The following is an 18,690-nucleotide window of genomic DNA, read 5'->3' as shown; positions in this document are numbered from 1 at the left end:
GGGTCAATTCAGTAGGATTTAGATCTGGAAAATATAGAAAATACAAAAAATATCATTAGTTAATTTTCAGTAACAGATAGAGGTTATCGGCTTAACATGTTCCAAAAAGTTCTTGAGATTTAACTGTTTCTTCATTCTAGAGCCAGCTGATTAAACATGATATAATGTACTTCTGAAAATGACTGTACGATTTTAGCGAAAGGTAATTATAAATTATGACGATTAAGGTTTCTCATCCTAAATTAGCATATGTTTGTTCAGGGCTTCACTCTGCAAAAAAAAACAACATTAATTCAATTGATTGGAATTATCCAATGGACATTGTCACTTTAAACCATGAGCCTAATGAACCTTCCTTTTTTAAAGATGCTGCTGTTATCAATTTGTACAGCTTCTTTAAAGGGCCTGAACCTCAGAAACATAAAATAGAGCATCAGGTTGAAGAAGAAGGTTTAACGTATGTTCAAGAACAAGACAAACCAATATTTCGATATTACCGTGACGGGCGTTATATAAAATATCAAAGATTTACAGCAGGGGGAACACTTGCTGTCGCGGATTATTTTAATGATAATAGGCAAAGGTTTAAACGAGAGGAATATGATGCAAACGGCTATGTACACAGCTTGATGTACATGGACTTGGAGACCAACAAACCAAAGCAGCATCTCTTTTTGAGGGCTGACGGTACCTGTTATATGACTAAGTGGTATAAGCATGATGGATCGACTGAAAAAATTATTATTTTTGACGAAAAAGACAGTATAGAGGGTGTATTATATTCAGAAAATGAACTTTCCCAGTATTTTCTGAGCCGCTTGATACATGAAACGGACTATCTGCTGTTAACTTCAGAAATGAAAATTTATTCAATGCTGAAGCTTCTTTCAGCGAAATATTCGACAGCGTACTTAGGTTTTATAGAGACGAATGATATTTTGGACAACCCTGAAGAAATAAACTATCTTGATGCTTACGTAGTCCCTTCTTTGACGAGATATAATGACACGATTGAAAGAACGGGACCCCGTTCGAACATTTACTATGTTTCTGAAGAACCGTTTGCCCGCAAACGTTTTGTGGACAAACTTATTGATCAAGTGCATTTTAACAATAAATTGAGAGATATGAATGTTGAGCTGTTAACAGCAGAATGGCGATCAAAATCTGACTTGTACTTGTCAGCAAAGGCAGCATTTAAAGGTGAAGTTCCGGCCCATTCCGTTGGTCGTAATAAAATGTACTGGAAACTAAAAAATAAGAAGAGCGGCACCGAATGTACGTTTAGCGCTCAGGTAAACAGAGAGGTAGATTTAATTTTTACTGTAAGCGGGACACTTTGTATTCACTCAGCATTAGATGACCTCTCTACGATTGAATTGTATCTCTGTTCTGAGTGGGATAATAGCTTCTTTGCTATGAATGTAAAAGTGAATGACAAAAAGGAAATTCCGTTAACGGAACAAAATATCTCAGGCTGGCGAATCACTTTGGATGAAGAAAATAATCATTTGCTAATTCACACAGCTGAAGGATTTAGGAGAAAACTAATCAATCGTCTGTTTGTTAAAAAGAATCAATAGCAGCGAAAGGTTTTACAAGAAGAAGGAGCTTGAAGATGAGAAGGATCTTTTCACTAATTTATGAAATAGACATTGAAAAAGGCGGCATTACAAGCTCTATGATGTCAAGGTCGTATACTTTTGCAGAGCATGGCCATAAAATTGACTTGGTTACACTTGATTATAAAGACAACTATGATCAGATTGAGCAAGAGCTGAAAAAGGCTGGAAGGCTGCATCCTGATGTGAATCTTATCAATATCTATGATTACTATAAAGATCAGCACACCGATATCAAAATAGGTGTTGAGCAGCGAAATGGCTATGAACAAATTCTTGAACGCTTCGAAGAATCTTATGCTGTTTTTCATAACAAGGCAAAATTAGAAACTGAATACTTCAAAAATGGTTTATATATAAAAAAGAAAAAGTGGGATGAGTCGGATCATCTTTTATATGTGGACTATTTCAATGAAAATATGCAAATCACAAAGCGGGAATATTTTAATGGTGAGTATATAAATAAAACTGTCTTCTTCGATACGAGAACAGCAAAAATAAATCAAGTTTGTTACACAGCACCTGATGGCTTTTGTTATTTAACGGAATGGTATCATTTTCAAACAGGAGCCAGCCAGGGAGTTGTACTGTTTGAACGAAATGAGAAAGAAGCTGCGTTTTTTAAAAACAAGCATTCATTTCATACACATTGGCTTGAAGAACTGTGTGAAAAAGAAACAGACCCTATTATCATCTGTGATGGAGTCGGGAGTGCTTCAAAAGTAAATGAAATGCGTGAAGGATTGGCAAAACGCTTTTACTGTGTTCACTCAAATCATTTAGATTATCCTTACACATTGGGCAGCAAAGTTCGGAAAAATCATCAATACGCTATGGAGCATATTAAAGATTACGACGGGCTGATCGTATTAACGAATGAACAAAAAGATGATATCATGAAGGATTTTGAATCAAGCAATAATATTTTTGTGATTCCTCATGCTCCAAGAAGGCTTGAAAAATTACAAACCTATGAAAAAAAGAAAAACGAATTTGTGATGGTAGCAAGATATCATGAGGAAAAAGGGATAGATAAGGTTATAAAAGCAATGGAAATCGTGAAAAAATCCCGGCCTGATGTTGTTCTTAATATATATGGAAGCGGTCCTGGCCACGAGCAGTATCAACATTTAATTGAGGAGCTTCGGCTTGATAATGTGCATCTAAAAGGCTATGTAGCCAATCCTGCTCCCTTTTACCAGCAAGCGCTTGCCACATTATTAACATCAAAATTTGAGGGGTTCAGCCTTGCCATTTGTGAATCGTTCTCTTGTGCAACCCCAGTGATTAGTTTTGATGTGAAATACAGCCCAAGAGAGCTTATAAAACAACATAAAACAGGAATACTTGTAGAACCTGATCATATTGAAATGCTTGCTGAAAGTATTATTTATCTCTATGACAATCCTGAGCAAGCGATTCAATACGGAAAGAATGCAAAGCAATTAATGGATACAGAATACAGTGAGGAACGATTGTTTGAAAGATGGGAAGAAGTATTTGAAGTGACGAAATAATACATTTCTATACCATTTTTGTTCACTATATGAGCTTTCTATAAAAAAAGAGCGGATAAGGATAGAGGTGTAATGTTGAAAATTACTGCAGCAGTACCCACATACAACTCAGAACATTTTATATCCCGCTGCCTGGATAGTCTTGTTCAACAAACCATGCCGAATGATGAATACGAAATTATTTGTATAGATGATTGTTCTCAAGATGGCACGGTTTCGATACTAAAAAAATACGGTGAACAGTATCCTAATATAAAGGTTATTGAGAGAGAAAAAAACTCGGGTGGCCCGGGAGAACCAAGAAATCAGGCAATTCGTGCGGCCAGCGGTGAATATATATTTTTTATCGATTCTGATGATTATCTCGGAATTGAAGCCTTTGAAAGAATGTATCAGTTTGCAAAGGTTCATGATTCGGACATCGTGCTTGGGAAAATGGTTGGTGTAAACGGCAGACCAGTGCCGCAAGCAATTTTTAGGGAATCGAAAGCTGAAGCTGATCTGATAAAATCACCGCTTGTCTACTCAATTGGCCCGACGAAGCTTTTTAAAGTTTCGCTGCTGAGAAAATATGACATAATGTTTCCCTCTAATATACAGGCAACAGAGGATCAGGTTTTTGTCATGAAAGCTTATTTAAAAGCAGACAAGATTTCTGTTCTTGGCGATTATGATTATTACTATGCTGTACAGCATGACGGCGAGCATATGACATTTGCATATGTTGCACCTCAAGACTATTACGGTGCTATGAAAGTCATCATTGATATGATTTATGAGAGCCGTCTTTCTCGTACCGATAAAATGAAATTTATGGCGAAGTTTTTAAATCGCCATTTTGACTTTTCCAGAACTACGGACTTTACCATAACAATTGAGGATGAACAGGAACAACTAGAGTGGATGACGGAGCTGCATCATTTTGTTGAGCGAAATATTCCGCGGGAAATTGATAAGCTTGTTCATTCGCATACACGTTTAAAATTATATTTCGTACGTAATAATGACCTAAAGGGTTTAAAGCAATTCGAATCTGATAAAGAGAATATGATTCAATTTACATCTGTTAAAAACGGGCATATCATCGCAAACTATCCTAGTATAGTGCCGTATCACTTATCTGAGAATGAACTTGTCATTGATGACAGAAACAAGATCAGTCATTACGTGAGCAAATTTCAAATCAAGAACAATTCTTTTTCAATAAAAGGGTCAGTTACTCATACAGCTTTAAAACAAGAGTATCAATCTCTGCAAAAATTATCAGGTATTTGGGTTCATCGTGAAAGAAAAATTGAAAAAATCATATCTCCGGTGTATTCAAAGGATGGCGAGTTTGAATTCCTCACGAAGTTTACTGATTTAGCTATTAATGAAGGGGATATTGGTGTATGGGATTTCTTTATCGAGTCGGATATTGATGGGTACAAAAAACGTGCCAGAATTGGCAACAGCAGAGAAAAGTACCCCTATTCCAAACATGCTAAATATATTGGAAATAACGGAAAATATGCATACAGCGCAAGGCCGTACTTTACAAAGACATTTGATAATTTGTCAGTAGAGATAAAAAAACAAGAGATGCTGAAAGTCGAATTTCGAAATCATGATTCTGACCAGTATTTAACATTCATTTTCCCTGGGAGCCAGTTGTTTTTCCCAAAGCAATCTTTATTGTTGCTTGAATGTAATAAACAAGAGTTCTTAATTCCTATAAAAAAACAAATAAGTTCGGCTGAGGGGACGGTTATACAAGTTGACCGAAACTTAGTTGAACAAAAATTTGTCCCATCTTATTTACAAAGCACAGATATCGTTTTATCAATAAATTCATACCAAACTGTACTGGTTCCTAAAAAGGATGTCAGCGTGTATTTTTGCAGTAAAAATATTGAAAAAAAACTATGGTGTTTTAAAATAAGAAAGAAAGTAGATCTATTTATACAATCAGACCAATCCAAATTCTATCTAACAGCCCGTTAAACAAAGAAACCAGGTGACAATTATGAAAAAACTAAAAGTCATGACCGTCTTCGGAACCAGGCCGGAAGCGATAAAGATGGCGCCGCTCGTGCTTGAATTAAAAAAATACCCTGAAATAGAGTCCTATGTAACGGTGACTGCCCAGCACAGACAAATGCTGGATCAGGTGCTTGAAGCGTTTCGGATTAAGCCTGATTTCGATTTGAACATTATGAAGGAGCGGCAGACGCTGGCAGAAATTACGTCCAATGCGCTTGTGAAATTGGACGAGCTGTTTAAAGACATCAAGCCTGATATTGTGCTTGTCCACGGTGATACGACGACGACATTTGCCGGAAGCCTTGCCGCGTTTTATCATCAAATTGCTGTCGGGCATGTGGAGGCCGGTCTTCGCACAGGCAATAAATATTCTCCGTTTCCTGAAGAGCTCAACCGCCAAATGACCGGTGCTATTGCTGATTTGCATTTTGCACCGACAGGACAGGCAAGAGACAACTTGTTAAAAGAAAACAAAAAGGCTGATTCTATTTTTGTAACGGGCAATACAGCGATTGACGCGCTTCGCACAACAGTTAGGGAAGGTTATTCACACCCTGTTCTTGACCAAGTGGGTGAGGATAAGATGATTTTACTGACGGCTCATCGCCGTGAAAACTTAGGCGAGCCGATGGAAAACATGTTTAAGGCCATCCGCAGAATTGTAGAGGAATATAATGATGTACAGGTCGTTTACCCTGTGCACCTTAACCCTGTTGTCCGGGAAGCGGCTCAGAAGCATTTTGGCGACTCTGACAGAGTGCATCTGATTGAGCCTTTAGAAGTGATTGACTTCCATAACTTTGCGGCAAAATCCCATTTCATTTTGACTGATTCCGGCGGAGTGCAGGAAGAAGCGCCATCGCTCGGGAAACCGGTTCTTGTGCTTCGTGATACGACTGAGCGCCCTGAAGGAGTGGAAGCAGGGACGCTTAAACTTGCGGGGACAAATGAGGAGAACATTTATCAGCTTGCAAAAGAGCTCTTAACTGACGCCGATGAGTATCAGAAAATGTCCTTTGCTTCAAATCCGTATGGTGATGGACAGGCCTCCCGCCGGATTGTAGAGGAATTGCTGTTTCACTGCGGATATCGGAATGAACATCCGGACTCTTTTACGGGTAAATAAAAAAGAAGCTTTGCACATAGGTGCGAAGCTTCTTTTTGTTTTAGCTTTTTAAGCTTTCTTTCAGTTCATTTGTGATGTCAGCTAGCTCGCTCTCATCTGCTTTATAGTAATAGACGTCATTGATTCTTGTGCCTTCGCCTTTCAGTTCGTGCTGCTTGATATGTTTTCGGGCGCCTTTGTAATCGGACTGGATATCCCACATATTATCAAACGTCAAATTGGTTTTCACATTATTTTCAACAACCTTAAACATATCTCCAAACTTTGTAACGGAAGAAATATTTGCCCCTTTGTTAATGATTCCTTCGATCACTTGGCGCTGGCGGTCCTGACGTCCGAAATCTCCTCTTGGATCTTCTTTTCTCATTCGTGTATACGCTAATGCTTCTTTTCCGTTCAGTGTGATTTCTCCTTTGCCGAATGAATAACCGTCATAGCTGAACGCAAATGTGCTGTTAACTGTGATGCCGCCGAGTGTATCAACCACGTCTCTAAAGCTTTCCATGTTGACTTTTACAAAATAATCGACCGGAACATCGAGGAAGTTTTCAACCGTGTCAACTGTCATTTGTGTACCGCCATATGCGTACGAATGGTTGATTTTATCCACCGTGCCTTTTCCGATAATTTTTGTATACGTATCACGGGGAATACTGACCATATCTGTGGTGTTCGTTTTTGGGTTAACGGTCATATAAATGAGCGTATCGGCGCGTCCTTTATCGCCTGAACGTTCATCCACCCCCATAATTAAAACAGAAAACGGGTCTTTTTTATTGATATTAACCTCTGTATCTCTCTTTTTGGATTTATCAATACTTTCATGAATACTTGCCACAGTTGAAGCGGCTTTATGCCATAAGTAGTATGCATAACCGCCTGTACAGAGGACGAACACTGCCAGTATGGTTAAAATGACAAGTAAAACCTTTCTCTTTTTCTTTCTTTTTTCAACTCTCATAAATAATGTCCTCACTTTTTTGTAATCTAGTTCGATTATAAGTTTCTTAATATTTGAAAACAACTAAAATTTGTCTGATTCTTTACAATAGACGACAGCTTGTAACAAATGTTTCGGTAATTTAAGAAAATCCGCAAAAAATTTTCGTTGTTTTGAAAGAAATCTTAAAATAAGCTTAAAATTGTCGATAAAAAGAGGAGAGGTGATATAGGAATGAAAAAAATCGCTATTTTAATGTTCTCAATGCTGCTTCTTTTATCTGCCTGTGGCACAGCTGAGAACAAAACAGGTTCAGAGACAAATTCAGAAAGCCAGGATTCGGCTGCTGAAGAGACTGTAACGAAGGAAGGCACGTTTGCCGGTTTAGCAGACAGCCATACGATTGCAGTCACTATTGATGGTAAAGAAACTTCGATTCAGGTTGGTTCAGACCTTCAGGACAAAATGAACAGCATTTCAGAAGGACAAAAAGTTGTTGTCAAATATACTAAAGGAACAAATGGCGTCTTAGAGCTTAAAGATTTAGAGACGAAGTAATTTAACTTCTTAGGGGGTTTACATGTTTTGAAAAAAATGAAGCTTTTGCTTCTATCGTCAGTCACTGCAGCGGCTTTTGCATGTCCGGCATTTATGCAGTCTGCAAAAGCCGCTGATAAAACCATTTCGGTAAAGCTGAGTAATTATGTAGGCAGTAAGTCAAGTCTGGATGTGGATATAACAGGCGGTTATGAGATCTCTGGTTCAAGAATTGCAGATACAGAGCGGTATGGGGGAGCTACTCGTTTTGATGTTGCCAATAATGTTGCTTCAGCGGGCTGGACAAACCCTACAACTGTAGTCATTGTGAACCGAGATGCCTTTGCGGATGCGCTCTCAGCAACACCGCTGGCTAAAAAATACGATGCTCCGATTCTGTTAACAGATGCGAATTCTTTAACACCTAAAACAGAAAGCGAAATTGCGAAATTAAACCCTGATAATATCCTCATTATTGGCGGGACAATAAGCGTTTCTAAAAATGTAGAAAACACATTGAAAAAATATGGTTCTATTGATCGGATTGGCGGGGCTACCCGTTATGAGGTTTCTAAAAACATCGCCGACCGCATGGGGAATTACAGTCAAGCTGTAGTGGCAACCGGCATGGTCTTTACAGACGCCCTGTCAATTGCGCCATATGCTGCAATGAACGGTTATCCGATATTACTTGCGGGAGACAATAACATCCGCAGCGATTATAAAATTCCGAGCAAGGTTACAATCGTCGGCGGTCCGTTGAGTGTCAGCACTGGCGTGGAAACCACATTAAAAAAACAAGCGACTGTGAAACGGATTGGCGGGGTTTCCCGTTATCAAGTATCTGCCAATATCGTAAAAGAATTAAATATGAAAGCGACAAAGGTTTTCATGTCGAACGGCCAAACCTTTGCGGATGCATTGACGGGATCTGTGCTTGCAGCAAAGCAGGGAAGTCCTTTATTGCTTGTTGAATCCGGCAGCCTGCCGTCACCAGTCGCTGATGTAGTGGCGGAAAAAGGGACACAGTCATTTGCTCTGCTTGGAGGAAGCATCTCCATCAGTGATTCGCTCAAAAATAACCTGGCTGATACCTTTGCGGGGACAGGTTATTCAGTTAAATTGTCCGGCGGGAACCTAGTACTCTATAAAAACAGCACTGCCATTAAAACTTTGGGCACTTCTTTTACCGCAAAGCCTAAAAAATACGCAACAACAAATTCTATTAGCTTGAATGGAACGCCGTATCTCGGAAACATGAAATTTACGATTGAGTCCGGCAAGTACGTTCGCCCGATCAACGTGGATATCCCTTTTGAGGATTATTTAAAGGGTGTTGTTCCGCACGAAATGCCGGCAAGCTGGCAGAAAGAGGCGCTAAAGGCTCAAGCTGTCGCAGCGAGAACCTATTCCATCAGCTCGGCCGGAAAAGAAGTGAAGGATACTACTGCTTTTCAGGTATACGGCGGCTATGACTGGAATTCGAAGACTTCTGAAGTGGTAGAATCTACAAGAGGAAAAGTCTTGAAATACAATGGGAATTTGATTTCAGCTACGTATTCATCAAGTAACGGCGGATATACAGAAGCAAGTAGCGAGGTCTGGAGCAGCCAGCTTCCTTATTTAATCGCCAAAAAAGATACGTACGACCCGCAAATCAGCTGGTCCCTGTCATTAAACAAAACTCAGCTGGATAAAAGCAGTCTGAATCTGAAAAGCCCGGGATCGTGGTGGAGCTCTAAAAATGAAACAAACTCTGCTTATTTAAGCGGTTTGAAAAGCTGGTTTATTAAAAATAAATACAGCAATGCCGAGTCTATCAAAATCACGAAAATTTCCAGTGTGAAATTCAGCACGGCAAAAACAGCCGGCCAGCGTCCGGAAACAGCAGATGTAACATTTTCATATTTCGCAAAAGAGAAATCAAATGGTTACATCCTTTCGAATGGAAGTTTGAGTGAAAAAACAGCGACAATTTCTGTACCGACGACACAGCTTAGAACAATGCTTGGCGCTTCAAATATGAAGAGTACATATGCGTCTGTCTCAAGCAATACAAGTGCTTTTATCATTAGCGGTAAAGGTTACGGACACGGTATAGGCATGAGTCAGTACGGGGCCAATGCCAGAGCTGCTGCCGGGCAATCATATACAACGATTTTAAGTTTTTACTATCCGGGAACGACTCTATCAAGCTATTAAAAGATTGATAGAAGTTCAGGGAGGCGCTGCTGCCTCCTTCGTTCGTTATTTGATGTATGAATCATTATCAATCTTTGGAGGGACTATCTTTGCGGATCTTTCTTAAAAGCATACCAATCCTGATATTAGGAGTCGTGTTGTTTGTACCAGATGCTTTTGCGGCCAATTCTGTCACAAGACTGGATGGGGCAAGCAGATATGAAGTTGCTGTGAATGTTTCAAAACAAGGCTGGAGCAGCGCGGGCACAGTTGTTGTGGCGAATGGAACAGCCTATGCCGATGTATTAACTGCAGCTCCTCTGGCTTATAAATACAATGCTCCTATTCTATTAACTGAATCATCTAAACTGACTGCGCCGACTAAAAACAGAATCAGCCAGCTCAAACCGAGCAAGGTCATCGTAATTGGCGGAACGATCAGTGTTTCCAACAATGTTGTAAATGAAATGAAAAACCTGGGTGTTTCCACAGTGGAACGTATTGGCGGAAGAAGCCGCTATGAGGTTGCCCAAAATATATCTAAGAAATTGTCTTCAAATTCTAAAGCAGTCATCGCCAATGGAACGGCATATGCTGACAGTCTGGCAATCGGTTCTTATGCTGCACGCAACGGAATTCCGATTTTGTTAACAACGGCAAGCTCAATCCCGACACCGACAAAAAATGCGATGAGCAGTAAAGGAACGTCATCGACTATTGTAGTCGGTGGTGAAATCAGTGTCTCAAAAAGTGTTTACAGCCAGCTTCCTTCTCCAACAAGAATCGGCGGAAACAGCCGTTTCGAGGTCGCTGCAAACATAGCGAAAAAGTATTATTCTTCATCAAAAGCCGCTTTTGTCAGCAATGGCTATACATATGCCGATGCTTTAGCGGGTTCTGTCCTGGCGGCCAAGCAAAATCGTCCGATGTTATTTACGGATGCCGGTTCACTGCCGACTGCTACAAGAGCAGCCATTGGGTCAAATAGCAAGAATACGTTCACTGTACTTGGGGGAACCATTTCAGTTACAACAAATGTTGTCAACCAGCTGAAAAATGTAATGGTAGGTAAAAAGGTATTTGTAGATGCTGGACACGGAGGATACGACAGCGGAGCGGTCGGGAACGGATTAAAGGAGAAAGACGTTAACCTTGCCGTTGCAAAGCTCGTAAACAGCAAACTTTCTAAAGGTGGAGCTATACCGATTATGGCTAGATCAACGGACGTATTCTTAGAGCTTTCTGAACGTGTTGCAAAAGCCAAAAGCAACAATGCAAACCTGTTTGTAAGTATTCACTCCAATTCAGCGAGCCCGGCTGCTACTGGAACAGAAACATACTATTATACAAAGTATGAGTCAGACAACAGTAAACGCCTTGCGACAGAAATACAAAACCGGCTCTATAAAGCGCTGAATACTCAAAACCGCGGCGTGAAAATCGGAAACTTCCATGTGATCAGAGAGTCGACGATGCCAAGCAGTTTAGTGGAGCTGGCATTCATATCAAATGCAAATGACGCTAGTAAGTTAAAGAGTGCTTTATACCAAGAAAAAGCAGCGCAAGCGATATATGAGGGAATTATCGGCTATTACTAGAAAGATAAGTACTTACTTGGATACGGCTTGTCGGCAAACCTATCAGGAATTGCTGGCAAGCTTTTTTATACGATAAAATGAATTTGAAATGAGCCTATCTTGTAAAAGTTTAACATAATTTAAACTTAGGTATATTTTTTTTGATATTTGTTTTTGCTATAATGAAATGAATCAAAATATTTATTCTGACCCAGTAGGGTAGTGAGGTAATCGATGAAAATAAGCATTGCTATACCTGTATATAATTCTGAAGATCTTATTTCTGAATGTCTTGACAGCTTAGTTAATCAAACAATGCCTAAAGAGGATTATGAGATTATATGTGTCGATGATAAATCTACGGATTCGTCTTTAGACATATTGAATCAATATAAACAGAAATATGAAAACATTGTTGTTGTTGAAAGAACGGAAAACTCAGGCGGACCAGGTGCTCCGCGGAATGACGCAATAAAAATTGCCAAAGGTGAGTACATTTTATTTGTTGATTCCGATGATTATTTAGGCAGTGAAGCATTATTGAGATGGTATAATTTTTCAAAAGAGAATCAATCTGATATTACTTTAGGAAAATTAAAAGGGATAAACGGAAGAGGAGTACCGAAATCGATGTTTAAGGAAACAAATCCGGATGTTGATTTGGTTGATTCCAAAATCGTTTTTACCCTTGGACCTCAAAAACTATTTAAAGCTTCACTTTTAAAAGAGAATCACTTAACGTTTCCTACTCACATAAAAGCAGCAGAGGATCAAGTCTTCACGATGAATGCTTATCTGAAAGCAAAGAAGATATCTGTTTCAGCTGACTATGATTATTACTATCTGGTCAAAAGAGACGGCGAACATATGAGTGTTGCTTATGTTCCTCCAGAAAATTTTTATGGAGCAATGGAAGATATTATCTCTGCAATCAAAGAAAGTGATTTGGAAGAAGAGAGAAAAATTAAGCTGATGGCAGTATTTTTAAATAGGCATTTCGATTTCTCTCGGACAAAAAATGTCACGATCAAAATGAAAAATGAGAAAGAAAGAGCAGAATGGTTTCAATATCTCTCATCATTTATTCATGCAGTACCTGAAGAGGCTGATCAGTTTTTATTACCGCATATCAAATTACGGCTTCTTTTTATTCGGAATAATGATTTACAAGGGTTAACCCAGTATGAGCGTGAGGAACAAGACATCAAAAAGTTCTGTACGGTGCATGAAGGTAATCTTATTGCACGTTACCCTAGCTTAGAGCGTTATCAAGTTTCTGAAGAGCTATTAAAAGTAAATTATAAAAACAAACTTGAACATTATCTGAAGAATATTGAATTTAGTGACCGTATGCTCAGCATTCAAGGAACAATTAAACACAAATTGTTGGATGATGAAACGAACAAAAACCAATCTCTTACTGGCGTATTTGTTCATCGCAATACTAAGGCGGAGAAGTATATTTCGCCAGTTTCATTTGATAATTCAACATTTGCATTTGAATGTCTGTTTGATGAGATTGCATCTGCTGAAGAAGATTTAGGAGTTTGGGATTTCTTCATTGAATCATCAGTAGACAGCTACAAACTTAGAGCAAGAGTAGGGAATAATCGAGCTTCTTACAAATATTCAACAAAAGCTATGTATCTGGGTCATAATGCTTTGTTTGTCTATAGCGCCAGACCATATTTTACAATGAATTATGATAATCTTTCGATTGATATAAAGAAACATGCCTATACAGAAGCTGAACTTTCTTATGAAACAGAAACAAAAGATTTATCATTTATTTTTAGCGGTAAACAAATCTGTCTGCCAAATCATTCAAAAATTATTGTAAATACCGGCCAGTCTGAAATCTCATTGCCGATAAAACGTGTTGATTTAGAGCCTGATAGCACTAAATTAACGATAAATGTTCAGGGTTTGCTTGACCAATTGTCTAATGTTAAAAAAGATCAGCAATTAGTTGAATTTGCGATAAATACATCAAATAATAAAATCAGTGCAAAAGAGGATAATCAAGCGATTATCCTAGACAAAAAGAGTGCGGAACAAAGCTTTATGTTGTTTTTTAGAAAAACGGTTGAGGTTCAATACAAGCTGACAACCTCTAAATCAAAATTTTACTTTCAATATTAAAATGCTTCTATTGAAGAGACAAATCGATGTAAAACGATTTGTCTCTTTTTTTATACAAAATGCTTAGTTTTTAAAAAAAGTGTCAAAAACAATAAAAAGTTAACAAAGAAATGTCAGAAAAAATAACAAATTCACACTTCTTAACAATCCATTTACAACCAATTAACATCCGTCTGCTAAACTGACTGGCATAGGTCATCATAACATCCCAAACAAATCGTGAGGTGTGTGTCAGTGGGTGCAGAAAAAAGCATGAATGTGAGTCGCGAATTCTCAGTGCAGCAAGCATCATTTGCATTATCTGAAAAAACGGCTCGTTATTTGGCAGTAAAGCGCGTGATGGATATTTGGTTTGCGCTGATTGGATTGGTGGTTGCGCTGCCAATGATTGCGGTATTTTCAATATTGATTTGTTTGGAGACGCCGGGGCCTGCCATCTATACGCAGGAGCGTGTAGGAAAAGGCGGGAAACCTTTTAAGCTTTATAAGCTTCGTTCCATGAAAATAGATGCCGAGAAGTCTGGGGCGGTTTGGGCGCAGAAGCAGGATCCGCGGGTGACACGAATTGGAGCATTTATCAGAAGAACGCGAATTGACGAGCTTCCTCAGCTGTTTAATGTGCTGAAAGGCGATATGAGCATGATTGGACCTCGCCCGGAACGTCCAGTGTTTACGGAAAAGTTCCAGAATGAGATTCCGGGGTTTACACAGCGTCTGGCTGTCAAACCGGGATTGAGCGGCTGGGCGCAGGTGAACGGCGGTTACGACATGACGCCGAAGGAAAAGCTTATATTTGATTTATATTACATTCGCAATCTGACTTTCATGTTGGAATTAAAAATTATGTTAAAAACTTGTAAAGTAGTCTTGACAGGTGATGGTGCAAGATAAACATCTGCATTCGCCATCAAACTGAGCTTAAAAAGAAGTAGGGAATATGATGCCAAGTATTACAAAACAAATCATGAGCGGCGCAAAGTGGACAAGTGTTTCAACAATCTGTATTACAATCATTCAAATCGTTCAGTTTGCCTTGCTTGGAAATATGATGACCTTAACGGAATTTGGACTCGTCGGCATGATCACAACGGTTACAATATTCGCCCAGATTGTGCTTGATATGGGTTTTGGCGCCGCGTTAATTCAAAGAGATGACGCCACGGAGCGCCAGCTGTCAACATTGTATTGGCTGAACATTATGACCGGCATTTTGCTGTTTGTGCTTTTATATGTGTGCAGTCCCGTCATTGCGGGATTTTATCAAAGAGAAGAGCTAGTGTTTCTCATCAGGATTTTGGGGATTATGTTTTTGGTAGCTCCGATCGGACAGCAGTACCAGTATATGCTGCAGAAGGAGCTGCAATTTAATACGTTAAGCAAAATAGAGATTTTTTCAAATGTATTGTCCTTCGGATATTTAGCGATAGCGGTTTTTATGACGGATGCGATTTTGGCGTACGTGGTTTCTCAGGTGCTGCTGCAGTCCAGTAAAGGGATTTTATTCTGGGCTGTATACCAAAAAAAATGGCGTCCATCCTTTGTTTTTGATCTAAGGGGAATGAAAGAGTTCTTCTCCTTTGGAGCCTTTCAGCTTTCATCCCGTCTTGTGAACAGGCTGGGAGCGAACATCGATATGATCTTAATCGGCCGGTTTATCGGTGCCGAAGCGCTGGGCATTTATAATCTTGCCTACCAGATTGTCACCATTCCGGTTTTGAAAATTAATCCGATTGTGACACGGGTCGCGTTTCCCATTTTCGCCAAAAACAAATACGAAAACAGCGTGATCAGAGAAGGCTTTCTGAATATGACAAAAATGCTTGCGCTTGTATCGTTCCCGCTGTTAATCGGGCTCGTATCCGTGTCAGACGCCTTTATCGCAGCTGTTTTCGGAGAAAAATGGCTTGCTGCTGTCCCTGTTCTGAATGTTCTTGCCATCGTCGGGATACTCAGGGTGCTGATGAATCCGAATGGTTCTGTGCTTCTTGCTAAAGGAAGGGCGGATTTGGCTTTTTATTGGGACTCCGGCGTCATGCTGCTGTATGGTTTGTCGCTGTTTGCAGCTGTTCAGACGGGCAATCTTCTGACTGTCGCTTGGGTATATGCCGTCATCAGCGTTTTCAATTTTCTAATCGGTCGCTGGCTGCTGGCATATGTTATTAAGCTCAATCTTTCAGCTTATTTTAAAGCCGTTATGAAGCCGTTTCTGATCACAGCGGGTATGGCCGTTATCGCATTCGGCGCGAGTTTAGGAACAGAACGCTTCAGCATGCAGGCGGAAATGAGGCTGGCAATTTCGGTGGCGGCCGGGGCGCTCTGCTATCTCTTTCTTTTGGGTAAAGCGTACCCTCAGATGAAAAGCAAACTACTAAGAAAAGGACGTTTGTCATGAAGATTTTGTGGATCACAAGCGTATATCCAAGCAGTCTGAAACCCGGCGAGGGAGTGTTTCATGAAACACAGGTGCAAGAGCTGCTGAAGCTCGGGCTGGATATCACCGTGATATGTCCAAGACCTTTTCACCCTGCGCCTGTCCGTATGCTGAAAAAGGTATACCGAAAAAAGGATGCCAGACCAGAATATGAGATACGGAAAGGAATCCCGGTTTACCGGCCTTTCTATCCCGCTGTTCCCGGCCAGCTGAAATGGGCCCAGCCACACGGGCGCATTGGGGCAGCTGTTTTAAAAACCATTAAACAGCATGACTTGAACCCTGATCTGATCCATGCGCACTTTGCTATGCCGTCGGGCGGGGCTGCGGCAGTCGTGTCAAAGACAATCGGGATTCCGTATATTTTAACTTTGCATGGAAGTGATGTGAATGTCTATCCTCACTACAGCAAAGGCGCGTTTAAAGCCTTCAAAACTGCGGTTGGTTCCGCATCCGCAGTTCTTACAGTCAGCGAAAAGCTTCAGGAAGAAACCAAAAAACTTTCTGGCTTTGACAGTACGGTTTTGCCGATCGGCATACAGCTCAGCCGTTTTCAGGAAAATGATCAGACAAAAGAAGAAATCAGAAAAAACCTTGGGCTCCCGCTTGACCAGCGCCTTGCTGTCTATGTGGGCAGGCTCGTTAAGGAAAAAGGCATTTTTGAATTGTCAGAAGCCATTGAGATGATGGAGGAAGCGCCTCGAGCTGTTTTTGTGGGAGACGGCCCCGCAAAATCTTTGCTGATGCAAAAGGGACATATTGTAACAGGCCAAGTGCCGAATCACAGGGTGAGAGAGTATTTGCTCGCCGCAGATATGTTTGTGCTCCCTTCTTATAGCGAAGGAATGCCGACAGTTGTGATCGAGGCGCTGGCACTGCGGGTTCCTGTCATCTGTACAGATGTCGGTGGAGTGGCTTCATTATTCGGAAAGCACCGGCATTTGCTGATTGAACCGAAATCAGCTCAAGCCTTAGCAAACACGATCTCTTTATACGCACAAGATCAAATATGGCAGCCGGAAGTGGCAGATGAATTATATCAAATCATTCACACTCAATATGACGCCGGGAAAAATGCCAGGGCGCTGCATGATCAGTATCAGATGGTTCTGACAACACCTGTTTAATCGTAAGTAACTGCGACCAATATAAATAGGAAGATGAATTTACAGGAGAGGGATGAGGGCTGTGAAAAAAATTGCTGTCATTGGAACAGGATATGTAGGACTCGTATCAGGCACCTGCTTTGCGGAAATCGGAAATAAAGTGATTTGCTGCGATATCAACGAATCAAAAATCAGAAGTCTGAAAAACGGAGTAATCCCAATCTATGAACCAGGGCTTGCAGATTTAGTTGAAAAAAATGTGTTAGAACAGCGTCTGTCTTTTACTAACGATATTCCGTCTGCCATTCGGGCATCAGACATTATTTATATTGCAGTCGGGACCCCGATGTCTAAAACAGGCGAAGCTGATTTAACGTATGTCAAAGCGGCTGCGAAAACGATCGGTGAACATCTCACCGGCTACAAAATCATTGTCAATAAAAGCACAGTCCCAGTCGGTACCGGAAAACTGGTTCAATCTATCATTCAAAAAGCTTCGAAGGGAAGATACTCCTTTGATGTTGTATCCAACCCTGAATTTCTTCGGGAGGGCTCAGCGATTCATGACACGATGAATATGGAGCGTGCCGTCATTGGGTCAACCAGTCATAAAGCCGCTTCCATCATAGAGGAACTGCATCAGCCTTTTCATGCTCCTGTTATTAAAACGAATTTAGAAAGTGCAGAGATGATTAAATATGCTGCAAATGCATTTTTGGCTACAAAGATTTCGTTTATTAACGATATCGCGAACATTTGCGAGCGAGTCGGCGCGGACGTCTCAAACGTTGCTGACGGCGTCGGGCTCGACAGCCGGATCGGCAGAAAGTTCTTGAAAGCGGGTATTGGGTTTGGCGGCTCCTGCTTTCCTAAGGATACAACCGCACTGCTTCAAATTGCCAAAACGGCCGGTTATCCATTTAAGCTCATAGAAGCCGTCATTGAGACAAATGAAAAGCAGCGCGTTCACATTGTAGATAAGCTCTTAACTGTGATGGGAAGCATAAAAGGGAGAACCATTTCCGTGCTCGGATTGGCCTTCAAACCGAATACAAACGATGTGAGGTCCGCTCCAGCTCTCGATATCATTCCAATGCTGCAGCAGCTGGGCGCACAAGTGAAAGCATATGATCCGATTGCCATTCCGGAGGCATCAGCAGTCCTTGGCGACCAGACCGAGTATTACACAGATGTGTATGCTGCGATGGAGGGAACCGACGCATGCCTTATTTTGACCGATTGGCCGGAAGTAAAAGAAATGGAGCTTGTAAAAGCAAAAATGCTTTTAAAACAGCCAATCATCATCGATGGCAGAAATATATTTTCACTCGAAGAAATGCAGGCTGCGGGATACATTTATCACTCCATCGGCCGTCCTGCGGTTCGGGGAACAGAACCTTCCGACCGCTACTTTCCGGCTTTACCAATGGAAGAACTGGCTAAGGATTTGGGGAGTGTCAATTTATAAAAAGAAAAAGGGTTACTTGTT

13 protein-coding genes are annotated in these 18,690 nt (G+C 40.6%); 12 read left to right on the top strand and 1 reads right to left on the bottom strand.

Going from position 1 to position 18,690, the window contains the following annotated elements:
- Positions 1-212: 212 nt before the first annotated feature.
- The 4 genes from WA325_RS13210 to wecB all read left to right on the top strand — a co-directional run bounded on the left by WA325_RS13210 (position 213) and on the right by wecB (position 6,287).
- The gene (locus WA325_RS13210) at positions 213-1,583 is read left to right on the top strand and encodes an alpha-glucosyltransferase N-terminal domain-containing protein (protein ID WP_336183777.1); all 1,371 of its coding nucleotides are present in this window, start codon (positions 213-215) and stop codon (positions 1,581-1,583) included.
- A 35-nt stretch (positions 1,584-1,618) separates the two neighbouring features.
- Positions 1,619-3,139, top strand: a complete 1,521-nt coding sequence (locus WA325_RS13205) for a glycosyltransferase (protein ID WP_202852869.1) — start codon at positions 1,619-1,621, stop codon at positions 3,137-3,139.
- 72 nt (positions 3,140-3,211) lie between these two features.
- A complete protein-coding gene (locus tag WA325_RS13200) occupies positions 3,212-5,122 on the top strand; it encodes a glycosyltransferase (RefSeq protein ID WP_336183754.1) in 1,911 nt (636 codons plus the stop codon).
- A gap of 22 nt (positions 5,123-5,144) precedes the next feature.
- Positions 5,145-6,287, top strand: a complete 1,143-nt coding sequence (wecB, locus tag WA325_RS13195) for a non-hydrolyzing UDP-N-acetylglucosamine 2-epimerase (RefSeq protein ID WP_336183752.1) — start codon at positions 5,145-5,147, stop codon at positions 6,285-6,287.
- Between the two features lie 40 nt (positions 6,288-6,327).
- Here wecB and tagU read toward each other — a convergent pair whose 3' ends face one another.
- On the bottom strand, positions 6,328-7,248 hold the full coding sequence (tagU, locus tag WA325_RS13190; protein WP_105954029.1) for a polyisoprenyl-teichoic acid--peptidoglycan teichoic acid transferase TagU: 921 nt from the start codon (positions 7,246-7,248) through the stop codon (positions 6,328-6,330).
- Between the two features lie 213 nt (positions 7,249-7,461).
- Here tagU and WA325_RS13185 point away from each other — a divergent pair, with 213 nt between their 5' ends.
- The 8 genes from WA325_RS13185 to tuaD all read left to right on the top strand — a co-directional run bounded on the left by WA325_RS13185 (position 7,462) and on the right by tuaD (position 18,669).
- Positions 7,462-7,785, top strand: coding sequence for a hypothetical protein (locus WA325_RS13185; RefSeq protein WP_105954028.1), 324 nt, complete (start codon positions 7,462-7,464; stop codon positions 7,783-7,785).
- Positions 7,786-7,812: 27 nt separating this feature from the next.
- Complete coding sequence (locus WA325_RS13180; protein ID WP_336183750.1) at positions 7,813-9,966, top strand: SpoIID/LytB domain-containing protein; 2,154 nt, start codon at positions 7,813-7,815, stop codon at positions 9,964-9,966.
- Between the two features lie 89 nt (positions 9,967-10,055).
- The gene (locus WA325_RS13175) at positions 10,056-11,543 is read left to right on the top strand and encodes an N-acetylmuramoyl-L-alanine amidase (protein ID WP_336183749.1); all 1,488 of its coding nucleotides are present in this window, start codon (positions 10,056-10,058) and stop codon (positions 11,541-11,543) included.
- Between the two features lie 213 nt (positions 11,544-11,756).
- The gene (locus WA325_RS13170) at positions 11,757-13,664 is read left to right on the top strand and encodes a glycosyltransferase family 2 protein (protein ID WP_248338524.1); all 1,908 of its coding nucleotides are present in this window, start codon (positions 11,757-11,759) and stop codon (positions 13,662-13,664) included.
- 234 nt (positions 13,665-13,898) lie between these two features.
- The gene (locus WA325_RS13165; RefSeq protein ID WP_024123040.1) at positions 13,899-14,555 is read left to right on the top strand and encodes a sugar transferase; all 657 of its coding nucleotides are present in this window, start codon (positions 13,899-13,901) and stop codon (positions 14,553-14,555) included.
- Between the two features lie 49 nt (positions 14,556-14,604).
- Positions 14,605-16,056: a teichuronic acid biosynthesis protein TuaB gene (gene tuaB, locus WA325_RS13160; RefSeq protein ID WP_105954137.1), complete on the top strand. Its 1,452-nt coding sequence runs from the start codon at positions 14,605-14,607 to the stop codon at positions 16,054-16,056.
- The gene (gene tuaC / locus WA325_RS13155) at positions 16,053-17,222 is read left to right on the top strand and encodes a teichuronic acid biosynthesis protein TuaC (RefSeq protein WP_105954024.1); all 1,170 of its coding nucleotides are present in this window, start codon (positions 16,053-16,055) and stop codon (positions 17,220-17,222) included. Before tuaB ends, tuaC begins: the two co-directional genes overlap by 4 nt.
- 61 nt (positions 17,223-17,283) lie before the next feature.
- Positions 17,284-18,669, top strand: coding sequence for a UDP-glucose 6-dehydrogenase TuaD (tuaD, locus tag WA325_RS13150; RefSeq protein ID WP_105954136.1), 1,386 nt, complete (start codon positions 17,284-17,286; stop codon positions 18,667-18,669).
- The last annotated feature ends 21 nt before the right edge of the window (positions 18,670-18,690 follow it).

The organism is Bacillus sp. 205(2023), from assembly GCF_037027485.1.
GTDB lineage: Bacteria > Bacillota > Bacilli > Bacillales > Bacillaceae > Bacillus > Bacillus halotolerans.
This window is presented reverse-complemented; position numbering and strand designations above follow the sequence as displayed.